General features: G+C 66.1%; 15 protein-coding genes and 1 pseudogene. 10 read left to right on the forward strand and 6 right to left on the reverse strand.

The genetic code is table 11. The annotated features are described in order from the left end of the window. Positions 1–413: 413 nt before the first annotated feature. From BCR15_RS03170 to BCR15_RS03185, 4 genes are all read right to left on the reverse strand, one after another. On the reverse strand, positions 414–809 hold the full coding sequence (locus BCR15_RS03170) for a (R)-mandelonitrile lyase (protein WP_068750372.1): 396 nt from the start codon (positions 807–809) through the stop codon (positions 414–416). A gap of 20 nt (positions 810–829) precedes the next feature. Then, positions 830–1,576 (reverse strand): SDR family NAD(P)-dependent oxidoreductase, encoded by a 747-nt coding sequence (locus BCR15_RS03175; protein WP_068750374.1) that lies wholly within the window; start codon positions 1,574–1,576, stop codon positions 830–832. A 13-nt stretch (positions 1,577–1,589) separates the two neighbouring features. Then, on the reverse strand, positions 1,590–2,489 hold the full coding sequence (locus BCR15_RS03180) for a metallophosphoesterase family protein (protein ID WP_141680018.1): 900 nt from the start codon (positions 2,487–2,489) through the stop codon (positions 1,590–1,592). A 217-nt stretch (positions 2,490–2,706) separates the two neighbouring features. Beyond that, on the reverse strand, positions 2,707–3,066 hold the full coding sequence (locus tag BCR15_RS03185; protein WP_068750378.1) for a DsrE family protein: 360 nt from the start codon (positions 3,064–3,066) through the stop codon (positions 2,707–2,709). 63 nt (positions 3,067–3,129) lie between these two features. Between BCR15_RS03185 and BCR15_RS03190 the strand changes: the two genes are divergently transcribed. Next, entirely contained in the window at positions 3,130–3,765 is a 636-nt protein-coding gene (locus tag BCR15_RS03190) for a TetR/AcrR family transcriptional regulator (RefSeq protein ID WP_068750380.1), read from the forward strand. A 35-nt stretch (positions 3,766–3,800) separates the two neighbouring features. Here BCR15_RS03190 and BCR15_RS14285 read toward each other — a convergent pair whose 3' ends face one another. Further along, positions 3,801–4,079: a dihydroxyacetone kinase subunit DhaK gene (locus BCR15_RS14285; protein ID WP_078919597.1), complete on the reverse strand. Its 279-nt coding sequence runs from the start codon at positions 4,077–4,079 to the stop codon at positions 3,801–3,803. Between the two features lie 165 nt (positions 4,080–4,244). Between BCR15_RS14285 and BCR15_RS03200 the strand changes: the two are divergent. From BCR15_RS03200 to BCR15_RS03230, 7 genes and pseudogenes are all read left to right on the forward strand, one after another. Then, a pseudogene (locus BCR15_RS03200) lies at positions 4,245–4,904 on the forward strand (DEAD/DEAH box helicase family protein); the annotation flags it as partial. A 203-nt stretch (positions 4,905–5,107) separates the two neighbouring features. Then, positions 5,108–5,722, forward strand: coding sequence for a DNA methyltransferase (locus tag BCR15_RS03205; RefSeq protein ID WP_141680019.1), 615 nt, complete (start codon positions 5,108–5,110; stop codon positions 5,720–5,722). Beyond that, complete coding sequence (locus BCR15_RS03210) at positions 5,719–9,021, forward strand: DEAD/DEAH box helicase family protein (RefSeq protein WP_068750388.1); 3,303 nt, start codon at positions 5,719–5,721, stop codon at positions 9,019–9,021. The genes BCR15_RS03205 and BCR15_RS03210 overlap by 4 nt, the downstream gene beginning before the upstream one ends. Further along, positions 9,018–10,052 carry an Eco57I restriction-modification methylase domain-containing protein gene (locus BCR15_RS03215; protein ID WP_068750390.1) on the forward strand — a complete coding sequence of 345 codons (1,035 nt, stop codon included), beginning with the start codon at positions 9,018–9,020 and terminating at the stop codon, positions 10,050–10,052. The genes BCR15_RS03210 and BCR15_RS03215 overlap by 4 nt, the downstream gene beginning before the upstream one ends. 292 nt (positions 10,053–10,344) lie before the next feature. Then, the gene (locus BCR15_RS03220; protein WP_068750392.1) at positions 10,345–11,208 is read left to right on the forward strand and encodes an HAD hydrolase-like protein; all 864 of its coding nucleotides are present in this window, start codon (positions 10,345–10,347) and stop codon (positions 11,206–11,208) included. Between the two features lie 6 nt (positions 11,209–11,214). Further along, the gene (locus BCR15_RS03225) at positions 11,215–11,847 is read left to right on the forward strand and encodes a hypothetical protein (protein WP_141680021.1); all 633 of its coding nucleotides are present in this window, start codon (positions 11,215–11,217) and stop codon (positions 11,845–11,847) included. A gap of 58 nt (positions 11,848–11,905) precedes the next feature. Next, on the forward strand, positions 11,906–13,633 hold the full coding sequence (locus BCR15_RS03230; protein WP_068750396.1) for a UvrD-helicase domain-containing protein: 1,728 nt from the start codon (positions 11,906–11,908) through the stop codon (positions 13,631–13,633). Positions 13,634–13,671: 38 nt separating this feature from the next. Here the strand turns inward: BCR15_RS03230 and BCR15_RS03235 are convergent, their stop codons facing one another. Then, positions 13,672–15,255, reverse strand: a complete 1,584-nt coding sequence (locus tag BCR15_RS03235) for an SDR family NAD(P)-dependent oxidoreductase (protein ID WP_068750398.1) — start codon at positions 15,253–15,255, stop codon at positions 13,672–13,674. Between the two features lie 307 nt (positions 15,256–15,562). On the opposite strand from BCR15_RS03235, the gene BCR15_RS03240 reads away from it, so the two are divergent. Beyond that, positions 15,563–15,826, forward strand: a complete 264-nt coding sequence (locus BCR15_RS03240; RefSeq protein ID WP_197971681.1) for a type II toxin-antitoxin system Phd/YefM family antitoxin — start codon at positions 15,563–15,565, stop codon at positions 15,824–15,826. After that, positions 15,823–16,086 carry a type II toxin-antitoxin system RelE family toxin gene (locus BCR15_RS03245; protein ID WP_068750402.1) on the forward strand — a complete coding sequence of 88 codons (264 nt, stop codon included), beginning with the start codon at positions 15,823–15,825 and terminating at the stop codon, positions 16,084–16,086. Before BCR15_RS03240 ends, BCR15_RS03245 begins: the two co-directional genes overlap by 4 nt. Positions 16,087–16,807 lie beyond the last annotated feature (721 nt).

The raw sequence follows: 16,807 nt of genomic DNA on the forward strand, positions 1-16,807 counted from the left end.
TCTCCGAAGGATCCATGGCGCTACTGCTCCCCGCCCGCGATAATGAACCCATCGCCGCCATCACCGGCGGCGACGCGTGAGCAACCGGGGAACACCCCGAAAGCCCACCACCCAGCGGGGCGCAATCGGGCCCTCAGGGAGCGGTGGGACGCCGCCCACGCGCCTTCGGCGGTGGGGCCCTCAGGGAGCGGGGGACGCCGCCCACGCGCCTTCGGCGGTGGGGCCCTCAGGGAGCGGTAACCGACGCCCGACAACCCGGGCGGCGCGGCCCGTCCATCGCTCCCTGAGGAGGGCCGTCCGCGCAGCGGCGCGGCCCGTTTCCCGTTCCCTGAGGAGGGCCGTCCGCGGAGCGGCGCGGCCCGTCTCGAAGGGTCGTGGCCTACTCCTTCGAGCGAGGGGTCACCACCATCCTGTCAGGCGCGGTACTCGTCGTCGGTGACATGCTCCAGCCAGGTCACGGTCTCGCCCTGGTCGTCGGCCTCGTGGATGGCGACGTGCGCCATGAACCGATCGACGGCGGCGCCGTGCCAATGCTCCTCGTTCGGCTCGATGTAGACCACGTCGCCGGGACGGATCTGCACCACGTCGCCGCCACGCCGCGCGACGTACCCGATCCCGTCGGTGACGTACAGGGTCTGACCCTTGGGGTGCTTGTGCCAGGCCGTCCTCGCGCCCGGAGCGAACCGGACGTGGGCGGAGCCGATGGCGGACTGCTCGTCCGGGGTGCGGATGGCGTCCATGAACACGGTGCCGGTGAACCAGTCCGCGGGTCCTTGGGCGGTCGGCCCGCTGCTGTGGGTGATCTTCATGGCTGACAGCCTCTCTGTTGTTACGTGCCATCCCTGACGATGCCGGGGAGCGTGATGCCGGTGAAGCGGGCGAGCTTGTCGAGGAGCCGGCCCTGAAAGTCTTCGTCGTGGACCGCCGGGTGCGCCGTCGCACGGCGTTGGTGGTGCCAGTAGCCGCCGGTGTGGCGGGCTCGGGGGTCGTCGCTGGTGGCGAGCCACTCCTGTGTGAGGTGTCCCAGGCGCAGGTCGTCGGGGGCTGAGGGTCCGCCCATCCTGGTGGGCACCCATCCGGGGTCGACGGCGTTGCTGGCCGTGTCGGGCCACAGGCGGGCCACCGCCATCGCGAGCGTGGTGACCAGCAACTTGCTGTCGGAGTAGTTCCCGGCCCGGGTGCCCGCCCAGTCGATGTGCGTGAGGTCCGGGCGGCCGCCGCGATGCATGCCGCTGCTCAGGTAGACCAGCCGCTCGGGGCGCATCATGCAGGCAGTGAGCAGGTACGGGGCCACGACGTTGACCGGGATCACTGCCGGTCCCGAGTACACGCCCGCGTTGTGGATGACCGCATCCATCCGGCCCAGCGCGTTCACCTGGTCGGCGACCTGGCGGGTCTGCGCCACATCGGCAAGGTCACCGATGACCAACTCGGCCCCTCGGTCGAGGAGGCCGCGGACCGCGTCGCGACGATCGGCCTGGCGCACGTGGACGACGACATCGTGTCCGGCCCTCAGGAGCTCGTGTGCCGCGGCCTTGCCGAGGCCGTCGGCCGACCCGGTGACGAAGATCCGCACGCCGACCAGCTGGTTACTGGCTCGTCGACGAGCGGCGAAGGTCGTACGTGGACAGCGGCTCAGGTCCCGCCATGACCCGGCGGGTCACCTGCAGGATCGCGTCCTCGTTGGGGTCCACACGCCACCGGACGAGTGCGATGGAGCCGTTCTCGATCTCCAGCGCCGTGATGTGCGACGGGTAGACGCAGCTGCCGGAGTTGAAGTAGGGCATCTGGCCCGGGCGCGGGAACTTCTCGCGATGGGTGTGGCCGCAGATCAGCGCGATGCCGCTCTGGCGGATCCACTTCACGTAGTTGCGCTCCACCTTGTGTCGCTTGTCGGTGTTGGCCACGGGGCTCGTGGGGCTGTGGAACCCGAACGCGTGGGCATACCTCCAGAACGCGCGCATCATGAACCGGCTGAACCGCCAGGCCTGGTCGTTGGGGAAGTCGCCCTGGTGGCCGTGTACCAGCAGGACGTCCTGCCCGGTGTCCCGGTGCCGGAACACGACCGCCTCCACGGGCTCCAAGCCGTCGAAGAAAGGCTCGATCTCGCCGCTCTCCGCGTTCTTGGCCGTCCACAGAAATCGGCGGACGTAGCTGGGCTCTCTCAGGTCGAGGTCGTGGTTGCCCCACATCCGGATCATCCTGCCCGAGTGGTGGAACCGGAGCAGGTGCTCCCACACGGCACGGTTGGCTCTGATGATGTGCTTGAAGTCGTGCTCCCAGAGCTCGTCGCCGTCGCCGGCCTCCACGTAGGTGAAGTTGTTCTTCCAGTAGTAGTCGAGTGCGGCGGTGAACGAGTTCTTGTTCTTAAGGAACTCGTCGGACTTGGAGCCGTCCCCGCGGTGGCAGTCGCTCATGATGACGTAGCGGGAGGTGTCGTCGATGAGCTCGACGCGGGCATCTCGGTAGGCCTCTGTCAGCCGTGTCATCGTCTTCACAGCAATCACCGCCATGCACAGTCGTGTGTCTTCCGAGCATAGGTCGGTGTCGCCAGGGGTGTCCGCTAATCGCCTGACACGACGACATCCCGCGGGGCGGCGGTTCGGTCCGCTCGCCCGGACGGCAGAGCTCTGGGCCGCGGGGTCTGACCGGCGACGCCCGCCTGGTACTAGGGGCAAGGGGATGGTTTCGTCCCCCCCCGCCCAACTAGAAGCTGAAGGTGGTGGCGCCCTCGCCGATCCATTCCCACAGCTGCACCGTTCCTGCCACTTCTGCGTTGGGCAGCAGCGTGCCGGCGTCGATGGCCTTGGCCTTTACGCACACACCGCACGCGATGTAGCGACCGCCAGCTGCGGCGTAGCGGTCCATGAGATCGGTCAGCGGAGGGCAGCCGTCGCAGGCGGTGGCTCGGGCGAACCCTGACACCGCCAGCCGGACCGCTTCCTTGGTGAGGAACATCAGCGTCTCTCGGCCGGCTTCGGCTGCTCCGACGGCGACGAGGAATGCCACCGTGACCTTCTCGGCGTCCTCCAGTCCCGTTGTCAGGGAAATGGCTGCTTTGTTCATGAGCGCCTCCTTGGCGTCGCGTCCTGCAAAAAAAGTACGACCGTTCGTGCTAACTTGTCAAGAGTGAACCCAGAGTCGTCGCCCCCACCAGTCCGTGCCCAGCGCGCTGATGGGCGTCGCACCAGAGCCGCAATCCTCCAGACCGCAGCGCGGCTGGCATCGGTCGAGGGGATCGACGGCCTCACCATCGGCGGCTTGGCCGCTGAGCTGCACATGAGCAAGAGCGGGTTGTATGCGCACTTCGGCTCCAAGGTGGAGCTCCAGCTCGCCACCGTGGCGGAGGCCGCAAGAATCTTCGACGACGTGGTGGTGACCCCGGCGATGTCCGCGCCCTCCGCGCACGAGAAGCTCCTGGCGCTCTGCGATCGGTACCTCCAGCATCTGCGCGATCGGGTCTTCCCGGGCGGCTGCTTCTTCGCCAGCGCCGCCCTCGAGATGGGGAGCCGGCCCGGGCCAGTGCGCGAGGCGATTGCCGATTTCCAGCGGCGCCTCACCGGACTCTTCGCCGAGCTCGTCATCGCCGCCCAGGGCGAGGGCCACCTCCGGGGCGAGGACCCCAGGGCGCTGGCCTTCGAAATCAACGGGCAGTTCCTCGCCGCCAGCGCGGGCTTCGTGCTGACGGGCGACGCCGGGGTCCTCGACCTCGCCGAGCACGTGCTGTTTCGCCGGCTGGGCCATGGTGTGGCGCCCCGAGCCTGACTCATCGGCTGACCGGACGCGTGCAGACGACCCGGTCATTGCAGGGTCAGGGTCCCTCGGGAGCTGGGCGGCGTCGATGTGAAGATCACCTTGAGCGCACCGTCGGTCGTGGTCTCCGCCAAGGGCGGCGCGACGGAGCCGTGGCTGTTCACGGTTGGCGGCAAGCCCTGCAGCTCCGAGTATGGCCGACGTACTGAGGAGGGGCACTCATCGTCGAGCTTCACCAGGGTGATCGATGCGCCGGCCATCTCCAGGGAGGTGCAGTAGTCGCCGACGTAGCGGCCAAGCGGCGTGCCGGATGCTGCTGCTGCCAAGAGTCACATGACTCGGTCCGAGGCCATCCGCTTTGCGCTCACCCACTTCGCCGTCGACCTCCTGCCCTAGATCGCCGACCGTCAGGCGTCTCACGTAGGTGGCGCCCAGACTCCTGGACTCCCGCGACCAACGTGACCAGCCCAGCCGATAGGCTCCATCTCACGATGAGTAGCACGAACACCTTCGCGCCCGGCAACGTCGTCGTGGTGCGCGACGAGGACTGGCTGATCACCTCGGTGGACGAGTCGTCCGACGGACCCGTCCTCAACGCCCAGGGCCTCTCCGATCTCGTCCGCGGCCAGGACGCCGTCTTCTACCCCTCGCTGGACCGGATCAGGCTCAACGACCCCCGCGACACCACCGTCCGCGCCGACGACTCACCCAAGTACCGGCGCTCCCGCCTCTGGGTGGAGTCCACGCTCCGTAAGACCGCCGTCCCCCTCAGCGACGACTCGCTCACCGTCTCGCCGCGCATGCTCGCCCGCCAGCTGGGCTACCAGCACAAGGCCGTCGCCAAGGCCCTCGACCCCGCGACCCTGCGCCCCCGCATCCTGCTTGCCGACGCCGTCGGCCTCGGCAAGACGCTCGAGATCGGCATGATCCTCTCCGAGCTCATCCGCCGCGGACGCGGGGAACGCACCCTGGTGGTCACCCCGCGACACGTGCTGGAGCAGATGCAGCACGAGATGTGGAGCCGCTTCGCCATCCCGTTCGTGCGCCTCGACTCCCAGGGCGTGGCCCGCGTCAAGCAGAAGCTGCCCGCCGACCGCAACCCGTTCTCCTGCTTCCGCCGTGTCATCGTCTCCATCGGGAAGCTGAAGCAGGCGTCAGCCCGACTGCTGGGAACCCTGAACCGAGGTCGAGAGGTCGCTCCCACGCCCCCAGAGTTGGTACGAGATGGTGACTTGTCCGACCCCCTCGATAGCCTGGGGGCACCGACGATAACCAGAGGTCGCGTGGGGATGACTGTGCAGATCAGGACCCACATCTGGGAGCCGTCGTGGTGTTGACCCTTGAGGAGCCCCTGGTGAAGTCTCGAGAACGTGTGAAGGCCTACGGCGAGGTCTTCACGCCGCGCCACATGGTCGACCGGATGCTCGACTTGGTCGCCGAGGAGCTGGAGACTGGCGAGGGGTTCGTTGACAAGACTTTCCTGGAACCGGCTGCTGGCGACGGGAACTTCCTCGTGGCGATCCTGCAGCGCAAGCTGCGGGCCATCGAGCAGCGGATCGAACCCGCGCTCTGGCCCCGGGAATCGCTGTTCGCCCTCGCTTCGATCTACGGAATCGAGCTGCTGGAGGACAACTACGCAGACGCCAAGATCGCCATGCTCACGGAGTTCCTGGATTTCCACCGTGGTCACGGCACGCCGTGCAGTACGCGCACCAACCTGCACCGGGCCGCGGCCTTTCTCATCGACACGAACATCGTCAGTGGTAACGCGCTCACCGGACTGGACTCGGGCGGCGATGAGATCGAGTTCTCGTGGTGGAGCAGGGTTCCGGCGGTTCCTGGCGGCGTGCTCCGTGAGCCCTTCACGTTCCGTTCGTTGCGCGAGGAAGCCATGTTCGACTTCGGAGTCCATGCCGCCTATGCGGTGTGCCCTATCGACCGCGTTCACGAGGAGGTAAGGGCCCAGTGACGAGCCCTCAGATCAACACGTTCCGCAGGATCAACCCGATGGTCTACTCGTGGCGGACACCAGACGTCCCTAAGTACAACGGCTGGGAGAAGATCGGCTACACCGGAACGCAGACCGTAGAGGCCCGCATCGCGCAGCAGGCGTCCCAGATGTCGGTGACGAAGGACATCGTCTGGGCTCGACGTGCCGTCTACACGTCCGAGGCCGGTGGTCAGTTCACCGACCGGGAGTTTCACGCTTACCTCAAGCAGCACGGCGTCGAGCGCGAGTTCAACCCCGACGCCCGCCCCCAGCGGACTGAGTGGCACCACTTCGCCGGTGCGCCGAAGACCTCGCTGGAGTACTTCAACGCCTTCGCTGGCCAAGACTACAGCGACCTCCAAGCTGGCGGGAGAGAATTCTACGTCCTACGACCGGAGCAGCAGGATGCAGTCAACCAGGCCATGGCGGCCTTTACAAGCGGCTCCGACGAGGTGCTCTGGAACGCGAAGCCCCGATTCGGCAAGTCTTTAACGACGTACCACCTCATGCGCGAGATGAACCTGGGAAAGGTCCTCATCGTCACCAACCGCCCAGCGATCGCCAACTCCTGGTTCGACGACTTCGAGCGCTTTATCGGGCACCAGACCACCTTCAAGTTCGTCTCCGAGTCCACCTCTCTCGCCCAACGCCCAACCATGACCCGCGAGCAGTGGCGCCGCTCCCTGATCGACAACGACAATCCAGACGCCCGCATCGTGGAGTTCCTCTCGCTCCAGGACCTCAAGGGCTCGGAGTACTTCGGCGGCACGCACAAGAAGCTGAAGCACATCGCCGACTTCGACTGGGACATGCTCGTCATCGACGAGGCGCACGAAGGCGTCGACACCACGAAGACCGACGTCGCGTTCAACCAGATCAAGCGCAATCACACCCTGCATCTGTCGGGGACTCCGTTCAAGGCGCTGGCCTCCGGCCGGTTCGCCGACCACGAGATCTTCAACTGGACCTATGAAGATGAACAGGCAGCCCGACAGGACTGGCAAGACGGCAGCGAGGAGAACCCCTACGCCGTACTCCCAACCCTGAACCTGTTGACCTACCAGCTCTCCCCGATGATCGCCGACCGTCTGGCTGAAGGCGTCGCGATAGAAGAGGACACGGCCAGCGTCGACTACACCTTCGACCTCAGTGAGTTCTTCACCACCAAAGAGAACGGGTTCTTCGAGTACGAGGCCGAAGTCAAGAAGTTCCTTGACTGTCTGACCACCAACGAGAAATACCCGTTCTCCACCCCTGAACTCCGTGACGAGGTGCGGCACTCCTTCTGGCTCCTGAACCGCGTCGCCTCGGCCAAGGCATTGGAACGCCTCCTCAAGAAGCACGAGGTGTTCAAGGACTACACGGTGGTCCTGGCAGCGGGAGACGGCCGTACCCTCGAGACCGACCCGACTGCCATCGGCAAGTCCCTGGACAAGGTCCGTGAAGCGATCGCCAAGGCTGAGGCCACCGGTGGCAAGACCATTACCCTCTCGGTCGGCCAGCTCACCACCGGTGTGACCGTGCCCGAGTGGACCGCCGTCATCATGCTGGCCAACCTCAACTCGCCGGCGCAGTACATGCAGGCAGCGTTCCGAGCCCAGAACCCGCACACCTTCGAGCGCGACGGGCATGTCTTCCGGAAGCAGAACGCCTACATCTTCGACTTCGCCCCCGAACGCACCCTCACGGTGTTCGACGCGTTCGCTAACAACCTGCGGTCGAACCCCTCCGGCGACCCGGCGATCCGACAGGACAACATCCGCCGACTGCTCAACTTCTTCCCCGTGCTGGGTGAAGACTCCGAGGGGCGGATGGTCGAACTCGATGCCGCGCAGGTCCTCACCTTCCCGCAGGTGTTCAAGGCCCGCGAGGTCGTACGCCGCGGCTTCCTGTCGAACCTGCTGTTCGACAACGTCGCCGGCATCTTCCGCTACAGCGAACACGTGAAAGCCATCCTCGACAAGCTCCCGACCGCCAAGCAGGGCAAGGTGAAGAACGGCGAGCCCATCGAGATCCCGGTGCCGCCACCTGTGACCGACTCCGACGGCAACGTTCAGGTCGACCAGGAGACGGTCATCAACCCCAAGGTCGCTGAGCTGGGACCGCCGGTCTGGAGCGTTGAGGAGATCCCTCCGGTCGAGGCGGAGACAGATGTGGCCAAGGCCACGGCCGCCCTGGCCGAGTTCGTGACCGAGAAGGCCGAGGCCAAGCGGGAAGCCCTCAAGGCCGCCTACGACCTGACCCAGGCTCAGGTCGAGCGCGACACCAAGCGCACAGAACAGCAGGTCAAGGCCCAGGTCGAGCGCGCGTTCGCTGACTACGCCATCGCTCAGAAGCACCTCGACGACGACCACGCAGCCGCGGCCACCGAGGCAGAAGGCGCTGAAGTCGATAGTCGCCGCGAGGAGGAAGCAGCAGCGTTCAAGGAGGAGCTCACCGCCATCGTCAGCTCGGTGATGGACACCATCGTCCCCGACGTGGTCAGGCGCGAGGAGACCAAGAAGGCACAGAAGGCCGCGGACAAGACGATGGAAGAGACCCGCGATCACCTGCGTGGGTTCGCCCGCACCATCCCGATGTTCCTCATGGCCTACGGCGACCGCGGAATGCGCCTGTCCAACTTCGACGACTACACCCCCGACGACGTGTTTGAGGAGATCACAGGGATCACCGAGGCCGAGTTCCGCGTCCTGCGCGACGGCCAGGAGATAACCAGCGACGACGGGGAAACAATCCCGATCCCGGGGCTCTTCGACGAGGTCGTGTTCAACCAGTCCGTGCAGGAATTCCTCAACAAGAAGGAAGAACTCGCCGACTACTTCAACGACGACCTGACCGAGGACATCTTCGCCTACATCCCGCGGCAAAAGACCTCACTGGTATTCACCCCGAAACCGGTCGTGCAGCGCATGGTCGACATCCTGGAAGAGGAGAACCCCGGCATCTTCACCAACCCCGAGGCCACCTTCGCCGACCTGTTCTCGACCGCCGGCCTGTTCCTCATGGAGCTCGTCCGCCGGCTCAACACAGGCCTCGCCGACCAGATCCCGGACCAAGACGAGCGCCTCCGGCACATTCTGTCCTCGCAGATCTTCGAGATGAGCCACAACAAGATCCTGCACAAGATCACTATCGAGGCCGTCTCCGGCGGAATCCCCGAGCGCAAAGCCTGGATCGAGAAGTCCGGGCACTTCCAGGTCGGGAATCTCGCTCGTATGAGCGCAGCAGAACGACAGCATCTCATCGACACCATGCTGACCGAAGGGAACCAGCCATGAGCAAGAAGTTCGACGTCGTCATCGGCAACCCTCCCTACCAAGAGGAGGCTCAGGGTGGTGGCACTCGGGACACGCCGTTATACCACCTCTTCATGGACGCGGCGCACGAGGTTGCCAAGAAGGCCGTGCTCATCACCCCAGCTCGGTTCCTGTTCAACGCCGGGTTCACCCCCAAGGCTTGGAATGAGAGGATGCTCGCAGACCGTCGGTTGACCGTGCCCTATTACGTTCCCACAAGCGGCGAACTATTCCCAGGCACTGACATCAAAGGAGGTATCGCGGTTACCTCATGGGCCGACGATCGTGACGGCGAGCCGATCGGCATCTTCACGAAGTATCCGGAGCTCAACACGATCCTGCACAAGGTCATCTGTTCCAACCACACCTCGTTGGAGAGTGAGGTGACTAGTGGCCGCTCCTATCGCTACACACAAGTTATGCACGATGAGAATCCCAGTGCATCAGGTTTGATGTCGAGCGATGCCCAGTTTCAGGTGAGTACGAACGCATTTGACCGAGTCGCCTTCCTGTTCCACAAGGATCGGCCCGAGGATGGCGAGGAGTACGTCCGAGTCTATGGACGTGCCCAAGGATCAAGGACCTATCGGTGGATCCGTAGGGACTACTTCGCTGGGCCCGCGAGCTTCGACAGATTCAAGGTTGCCTTGCCCAAGGTGAACGGCACGGGCGCTCTCGGGGAAATCCTTGCGGATCCGGTCATTCTTGAGCCGGGGGTGGGGACGACCTACACGTTCATCACGATCGGATCCTTCGATACGGCGGGAGAAGCAGAAGCGTGCCTGAAATACGTAAAGTCAAAGTTCGCTCGTGCCATGCTCGGCATCCTCAAGGTCACTCAGGACAACAAGCGCCACACCTGGAAGCACGTCCCCAAGCAGGACTTCACCGTTGCCTCAGACATCGACTGGACGAAGTCGATTCCCGAAATCGACCTGCAGTTGTACGCCAAGTACGGGCTCGACTCCGAGGAGGTCGCCTTCATCGAGTCCAACGTCAAGCCGATGGTGTGACCGTGGAGTGTGCGGAATCGCCAACGCGCCTCACGCTCGTAGCCCGCCGAACGTCCCGCTGGAGTTCAAGGGTGTTGCTGAGCACGTGTTCGCGCCAACGGTTCGCTCCACTTCTCCCCGTTCGCCTGAGAGATCGCGCACATCTCTGGGACCGTCGGGTAGATGCACCGGATGATGTCTCAGAGGTTCTTAGCGGTCAGGAGCGCTACCTCGAGCAGATCACCCAACGGCGTCTGGTGACGCTCGGCGCCTGCTCCCATGCGGTTCTGGGTGCCTTGAGGGGAGGATTTGGGTGACACAACGCGTCCTCGTCACGGATCTGGACAACACCCTCTGGGACTGGTTCGCAGCCTGGCATGGGTCCTTCACAGCCATGCTTCAAGAACTCATTCGACAGACGGGTATCCCTCAGACGAGGCTCGAGCAAGAGATGCGGGTCGTCCACCGGAGGCACGGGACTACCGAGTACACGCACCTGCTCGATGAACTGCCCTCACTCCGTGAGGCCGCCGGATCAATCGAACCTTGGCGGGCATTCCCGGGGGCGATCGACGCCCTAAGAAGCGAGCGTCGTCGGCTCACGAAGCTATACCCAGGGGTGCTCGAGACTCTCAACACTCTGCGCCGAGCTGGCTATAGGATAGTCGGCTACACCGAGTCTCTCGCCTACTGGACCGAATGGAGGATCCGCCGGACGGAGCTCGACGGGATCATTGACGTGCTGTACTCCGCGCCAGACCATGATCATCCGCGTGATCAGAGCCTCCACGGCATTCGGTCCCGACCTGACGACTTCTACGGGTTGAAGAACACTACGCACAACCACGTTCCTCGCGGCGTGTTGAAACCCAACGCTGAGGTTCTCCTGGAGATCCTCCGCGGCGTCGGGGCCGCGCCTCAAGATGCCTACTACATCGGCGACAGCCTCATGAAGGACATCGCCATGGCTCAATCGGCGAACGTCACAGACATCCATGCTGCCTACGGTGAGTCACAACGCTCAGCTGATTACGAGCTGCTGCGTGCCGTGACGCACTGGACCGATGAAGATGTGGCCCGCGAGAAGGAGATCACTGCGCAGGCGGGCTTGGTGGTCCCCACTCACGTCTGCCAGAACCGATTCAGTGAGCTCCTCGCTTTCCTCCCCCTCGATTAGGAACCCATGGCAGAGACACCCAGCACCGCACCGGCAGATACTCCTCAGGTAGAGGGATATCCCGGGCTCAGGCCCGAAGATTCGCTGAAGTACTACATCGAACTGTGGAAATCTTCGGTGGACGTTCAGAAGCACTTCAACGACATCGAGTGGCGCATTCGCGGCCTCGCCCTCACTGTGGCCACCTTCGCTTTGGGCGCAGCGGGTGTAGCCGCGAAGGACGGCACGCGCATGGGGCCGATCAGCCTTGGGTCCATGGTGCTCGTGCTGGGGCTCATCCTCTGGTATGCCTTCTACTACGTTGACCGCTACTGGTACCACCCCCTACTTAGGGCGGCGGTGAAGGAAGGAGAAATCTTCGAACTCGCGATAGCCCAGTACCTGCCGGAAGCGCACATGACTCAAGGGATAACCGCCAACAGTCCCCAGCCAGCTAGTCGCTGGATGCGTGTTCTCGCCGGATCGGCCGGGTACGCCAAGTCCGACGATCCCAACCCAGAGCCTGGGCACGAGTACGTGATGAAATCCGACCACAAGCTACGGTGGTTCTATCGTGTCGGCGCCTTCGCGCTGTCCCTCGCCGCGCTGGCGCTGGAGATCGTTGCCTTGATCGCGTGGTGCCGCGTCCATACCCCCTAGGACACTCCGGGGCCGGCTGCCTCTGAGCAGACGGTGGCGCTGGACCGGCAAGGAGGCAATGCAGGCGTTCGCCCAGACGCTGCCCGAGTGGCAGGGCCTTGCGCTGCTGCTGCTGGCCGACGGGGAGTCGATCTCGCAGATCCAGCAGGAGCTGGAGATCATGAACCGGCCGATGAGCCTCGAGGAGGCCGCCACCCGGTTCGTCGAGCCGGAGCCGGTCAGCGACCAGGAGCTCCTCGATAGCTTCGACCACCCCAGCGCCCAGATGGGGTTCGCCAAGCTCGCCGGCGCCGACGAGCTCCGTCGGGTCATCACCGGCGGCGACTTCTCCGCCTGGCGCGTGTTTCTCCACCCGCAGCAGCGCACCTGGGTGCGGGGCGACTGGAAGGGCCCGTACCGGATCTCCGGCGGGGCCGGGACCGGCAAGACGGTCGTGGTGCTCCACCGGGCGAGGCGGCTGGCCGTCGAGGACCCGGGCGCGCCCATCGTCGTCACAACGTTCACCACCAACCTGGCGGCGGAGCTGTCGCGGAGTCTCGAGCGCCTCGACCCCGACCTCCGGTTCGCCGACGCCCTCGGCGCGCCCGGGCTGCACGTCAAGGGGATCGACGCGCTCGCGCGGGCGGTGGTGCAGTCGGCGGGCGCGGACGTGAGCGAGGCCGTCGCGGCCGTGCTGGGCGTGGGGCGGACCGACATCGGGGGCCGGACCGACACCGACGCCGCCTGGCGCCAGGCCGTGCTGCGCGCCGGGGAGGACCTGGAGGAGAAGCTGCGCAAGCCCGCGTTCCTGGCGGCGGAGTACGAGATGGTGATCCTCCCGCACCGCATCACGCAACTGGCGGACTACCTGAAGGTGGCGCGGACGGGTCGCGGGGTGCGGCTGTCGCGGGCGGGACGCAAGGCGGTGTGGGCCGTCGTCGAGGCCTACCGCGGCGCCGCCCGAGAGGCGGGGACGCTCGACTTCGCGGAGGCCGCCTCCATCGCCGCAGCCCACCTCGAGTCGACGGGGGAGCGGCCCGCCCGGCACGTGCTGGTCGACGAGGGGCAGGACTTCAAGCCGTGCCACTGGCAGTTGGTCCGGGCGCTGGCGGCGGAGGCGCCCAACGACATCTTCATCGCCGAGGACGCCCACCAGCGGATCTACGGGCAGAAGCTGATGCTGTCGGCGTACGGGATTCGGACGCAGGGGCGGTCGCGGGGGCTGAAGCTCAACTACCGCACCACGGCGCAGAACCTGGCGTGGGCCGTCGGGGTGTTGACCGGGCAGGAGGTCGTCGACTCCGACGGCGAGGCCGAGACCATGGCCGGCTACCTGTCGGCGCGCACGGGTCCGAAGCCGGAGGTGCGGTCATTCGCGACACTCACGGCGGAGCTGGACTTCGCGGCGGAGCTCGTTGGGTCGTGGGTGTCGAGTGGCGACGTCGCGCCGGAGACAGTGGCGGTGCTGGTGCGCGACAAGGTGACGCGTGACCGCGTCGTCGCCGGGCTGGGGGAGCGGGGCGTCGAGGTTCGGGCGCTGGAGGCGGGGACGGTGAAGCCCGGCTACCCGGTGGCGCTGACGATGCACCGGGCGAAGGGCACGGAGTTCGCACGGGTGCTGCTGTTCGGGCTGAGCAAGGACTCGATGCCGATGGGGTTGAAGGCCTACGACTACGACGACGAGGAGCTCAGCGAGGCGCAGCTGAGGGAGCGGTCGCTGCTGTACGTGGCGGCGTCGAGAGCGCGCGACGAGTTGGTGGTGACGTACAGCGGCACCCCGTCCTCGCTGCTCCCAACACCCGCCTGAGTCCCTAGTGGGGGCGGGGGCTGGATGGCGAGCTTGGCCTACCAACGTGAGGGCGCGTAGTCCTTCAGGAAGACGCCGAACAGGTCGTCGCCGGCCTGCCCGCGAACGATCGGGTCGTAGACCCGAGCGGCTCCGTCGACCAGATCCAAGGGCGCATGGAACCCCTCCTCGGCCAGCCGAACTTTCGTGGGGTGTGGGCGTTCGTCGGTGATCCAGCCGGTGTCGACGCTGGTCATCAGGATGCCGTCGGTCTCGAACATCTCCCGCGCGCTCGTCCGGGTCAGCATGTTGACCGCCGCCTTCGCCATGTTGGTGTGCGGGTGGCCGGGACCCTTGTAGCCGCGCTCGAAGACCCCCTCCATCGCTGACACGTTGACCACGTACGCCCTGGCGGGACCCCTCGCCACGCTTCGCGCCGCCTCGGCCAGGCGCGGCCGCAGTCGGCTGATGAGGATGAACGGCGCCGTCTCGTTGCAGAGCTGCACCTCGAGCATCTCGAGCGCGTCCACCTCACCGATGCCCTGGACCCAGCTGTTCGAGTGGTGAAGGTCGGGAACGAGCCCTCCCGCGTCGATCGCTGAGCCGTCGGCCAGCCGCGCCAGCGAGGACGAGCCCGGTGCCAGGGCCATGTCTGTCAGGTGCTGGGCGTGGCGGGCCGCGGCCTCGGCATCCGCGTGAGTTGACTCCGAGCCGGTGACCGACGCGTCCACCGCTGCGAGCAGCGGGTGCGCCTTGACCGACTCCGCCAGTGCCAGAGGATGCAGGTCCCGAGCATGCCCGAACGTCAGGAGCTCTGGGCCTTGGCCTTCGGGCCACAGTCCGTCAGGGATCGGGATCGACTCGGCGTCGACGAGGGGCGCGTACGCACCGGGCGAGCGTCGCACGGTCTGCGCCGCGTTGTTGATCAGGATGTCAAGCGGGCCCCGGGCGGCCACCGCGTCGGCCAAGGCGATGACCTGTGAGGGATCACGGAGGTCGATGCCGACCACATGGAGCCGATGCAGCCAGTCGGCGGCGTCAGGCATCGCCGCGAAGCGTCGCACCGCATCGCGCGGGAACCGGGTGGTGATCGTGGTGTGGGCACCATCGCGCAGCAGCCGGAGCGCGATGTGCATCCCGATCTTGGCCCGACCTCCGGTCAGTAGCGCGCGCTTGCCCGTCAGGTCCGTCCGCGCCGCGCGCTTGGCGTGACTCATGGCCGCACACGCGGGGCAGAGCTGGTGGTAGAACGCGTCCACCAGGGTGTAGCGCTGCTTGCAGATGTAGCAGGGCCGGGCCTTCATGAGCGTCCCGGCCGTCGGCGCCTCGACGCCTGACGTGAGCGCAAGCCCCCGCGTCTCATCGTCGATGCGGTCGGGTGCCCCCGTGGCTGTCCCGGCGACGATGGCCTTGTCGTTGTCCTGGATCGCCGCTCGCCTGACGCCTCGGCGGTGGCGCTTGACCGACTTGAACATCCTGCTGGTCGCCCGTCGGACGGCCACGAAGTCGGGGTGGGCCTCGTCGAGCTGGTGGATGGTGCCCAGGACCCGCAGTGTCGCGGCCAGGTCGTCAGCGTCGACTCCGCGGCCGGCCGACGGCGTGGCGAGTGCTGCAGTGGGCTCGGGCGCTGACGAATTCGACACGGCGCTCAGCGTACTCAGGGTTCGGCGATAGGCACTTCACAGCCTCGTGGGTAAGTCGAAGCCAAGGCGTCCATGTGGGTGGCTCATGCGCGGTGTCTGGAGTCCCCATCCCCCTGCCCTCGTTAATCGGAGGCGCCGACTTGGGAGACGGCACGAGCATGAGCTGGCGCATCTGCCCAGAGTCGGTCGTGAGTTGACGCCCAGGGTCGTGATCTCGCTCAACTGCCGAGAGTCGCGCGTTCGTCTCGTGACAACTGGAGGCGCAGGGTTGTACGTTTCGGCTGTTTCAGCGGCTATCATGGGTGGCATGACTGAGATGACTGTGAGCGACGCCCGGGCCCGCCTCGCCGATGTCGTGGACGCGGCCCGGGTCGGTCACGACCCGGTCTATCTGACTCGTCGGGGCCAACGGGTGGCCGCGGTCATCGACGCCGATGATCTGGATCGGCTCATCGCGGCCGCGGAAGACCTGGCCGATCTCGAGGCTGTCCGTGTGGCACGTACCGAGATGGCCGATGGTGAGTCGGCGATCCCCTGGGAGCAGGTCAAGGCCGACCTCGGCCTGGCATGAGCTACCGGATCGAGGTCGCGCCCGCTGCGGTCCGACAGCTACGCAAGCTGGACCGGGTCGCCCAGCGGCGGGTCCAGGCGGCGATCGAGTTGCTGGCGGGCGAACCGCGCCCGAGCGGTGCCAAGAAGCTGGTTGGCGGTGACGGCGAGTGGCGTGTCCGGACCGGTGACTACCGGATCGTCTACGAGATCCACGACAACGTGCTGCTCGTCCTTGTCGTTGCCGTCGGCCACCGTCGCGACATCTACGAACGCCGGTAGAAACTCGCTGTCTGGCCGCCGCGCTGACGGTCAATTCGTCGGGTCTGCATCGGCGTTCGGCGGCTGCGGTGGTGACGGCCGCTGTCATCGAGGGTGTCCGCGGTGGTGGGACGCCAGCGTGGGGTGCCACGCTCAGGGGGTGGACCGGTAAGTGCCTCTGGGGGCACGTTTCCGCGCGTTCGGCTTCGGCATCTGGTGGTCGGGGGTGGCCGTCCGCGGAGGAGTGCCGGTAGTGGCGGTGGCCTGTGCCCGGGTTGAGCGTGGGGGGTGGCACTGGGGGACCGTCTCCGCGGTGGAGGCTCGGTTGGGGCCCGCGTTTGAGGCGGAGCGACCCTTGAGCTCAACGCGACCTGTCCCCCCAGCGAACTGGCTGACACGGTCGAGTCACGAACGGGCTGAACGCCCGCAACTGCCGCCGACCGAGCGTACGTTTCTCGCGTTTGCTTGTCCAGCTGCGCTCCGCCTTGAGAAGTCTGATTCGGTCGGGTTCGCGAGATCGTGATCCTGGGCTTGAGTCGGCGGGTCTTCGGCGACGGCGAGCTCGTGGGCCTGCGATTGATGCTGCGTCTACGCCGTGGCGATAAGTGTCGCAATCCCGAGCGCGATGACCGCGACCACCAACACGACGATGATCAGCCAACGCAGGCGCTGGGTTCGCGTGGCCCGCGTCTCTACAGCGGTGGAGCCGGGGGTGGGTGGCCTGTCGTGCTCGGAGAGTTCA

The organism is Tessaracoccus lapidicaptus (assembly GCF_001693815.1).
GTDB classification, from domain to species: domain Bacteria; phylum Actinomycetota; class Actinomycetes; order Propionibacteriales; family Propionibacteriaceae; genus Arachnia; species Arachnia lapidicapta.

What these genes read in the sequence shown, in the direction of transcription:
- BCR15_RS03170 (WP_068750372.1), bottom strand. Translation starts at nt 809, where the DNA reads ATGAAGATCACCCACAGCAGCGGGCCGACCGCCCAAGGACCCGCGGAC.
- BCR15_RS03180 (WP_141680018.1), bottom strand. Translation starts at nt 2,489, where the DNA reads ATGACACGGCTGACAGAGGCCTACCGAGATGCCCGCGTCGAGCTCATC.
- BCR15_RS03185 (WP_068750378.1), bottom strand. Translation starts at nt 3,066, where the DNA reads ATGAACAAAGCAGCCATTTCCCTGACAACGGGACTGGAGGACGCCGAG.
- BCR15_RS03215 (WP_068750390.1), top strand. Translation starts at nt 9,018, where the DNA reads ATGAGCAAGAAGTTCGACGTCGTCATCGGCAACCCTCCCTACCAAGAG.
- BCR15_RS03225 (WP_141680021.1), top strand. Translation starts at nt 11,215, where the DNA reads ATGGCAGAGACACCCAGCACCGCACCGGCAGATACTCCTCAGGTAGAG.
- BCR15_RS03230 (WP_068750396.1), top strand. Translation starts at nt 11,906, where the DNA reads ATGCAGGCGTTCGCCCAGACGCTGCCCGAGTGGCAGGGCCTTGCGCTG.
- BCR15_RS03240 (WP_197971681.1), top strand. Translation starts at nt 15,563, where the DNA reads ATGACTGAGATGACTGTGAGCGACGCCCGGGCCCGCCTCGCCGATGTC.
- BCR15_RS03245 (WP_068750402.1), top strand. Translation starts at nt 15,823, where the DNA reads ATGAGCTACCGGATCGAGGTCGCGCCCGCTGCGGTCCGACAGCTACGC.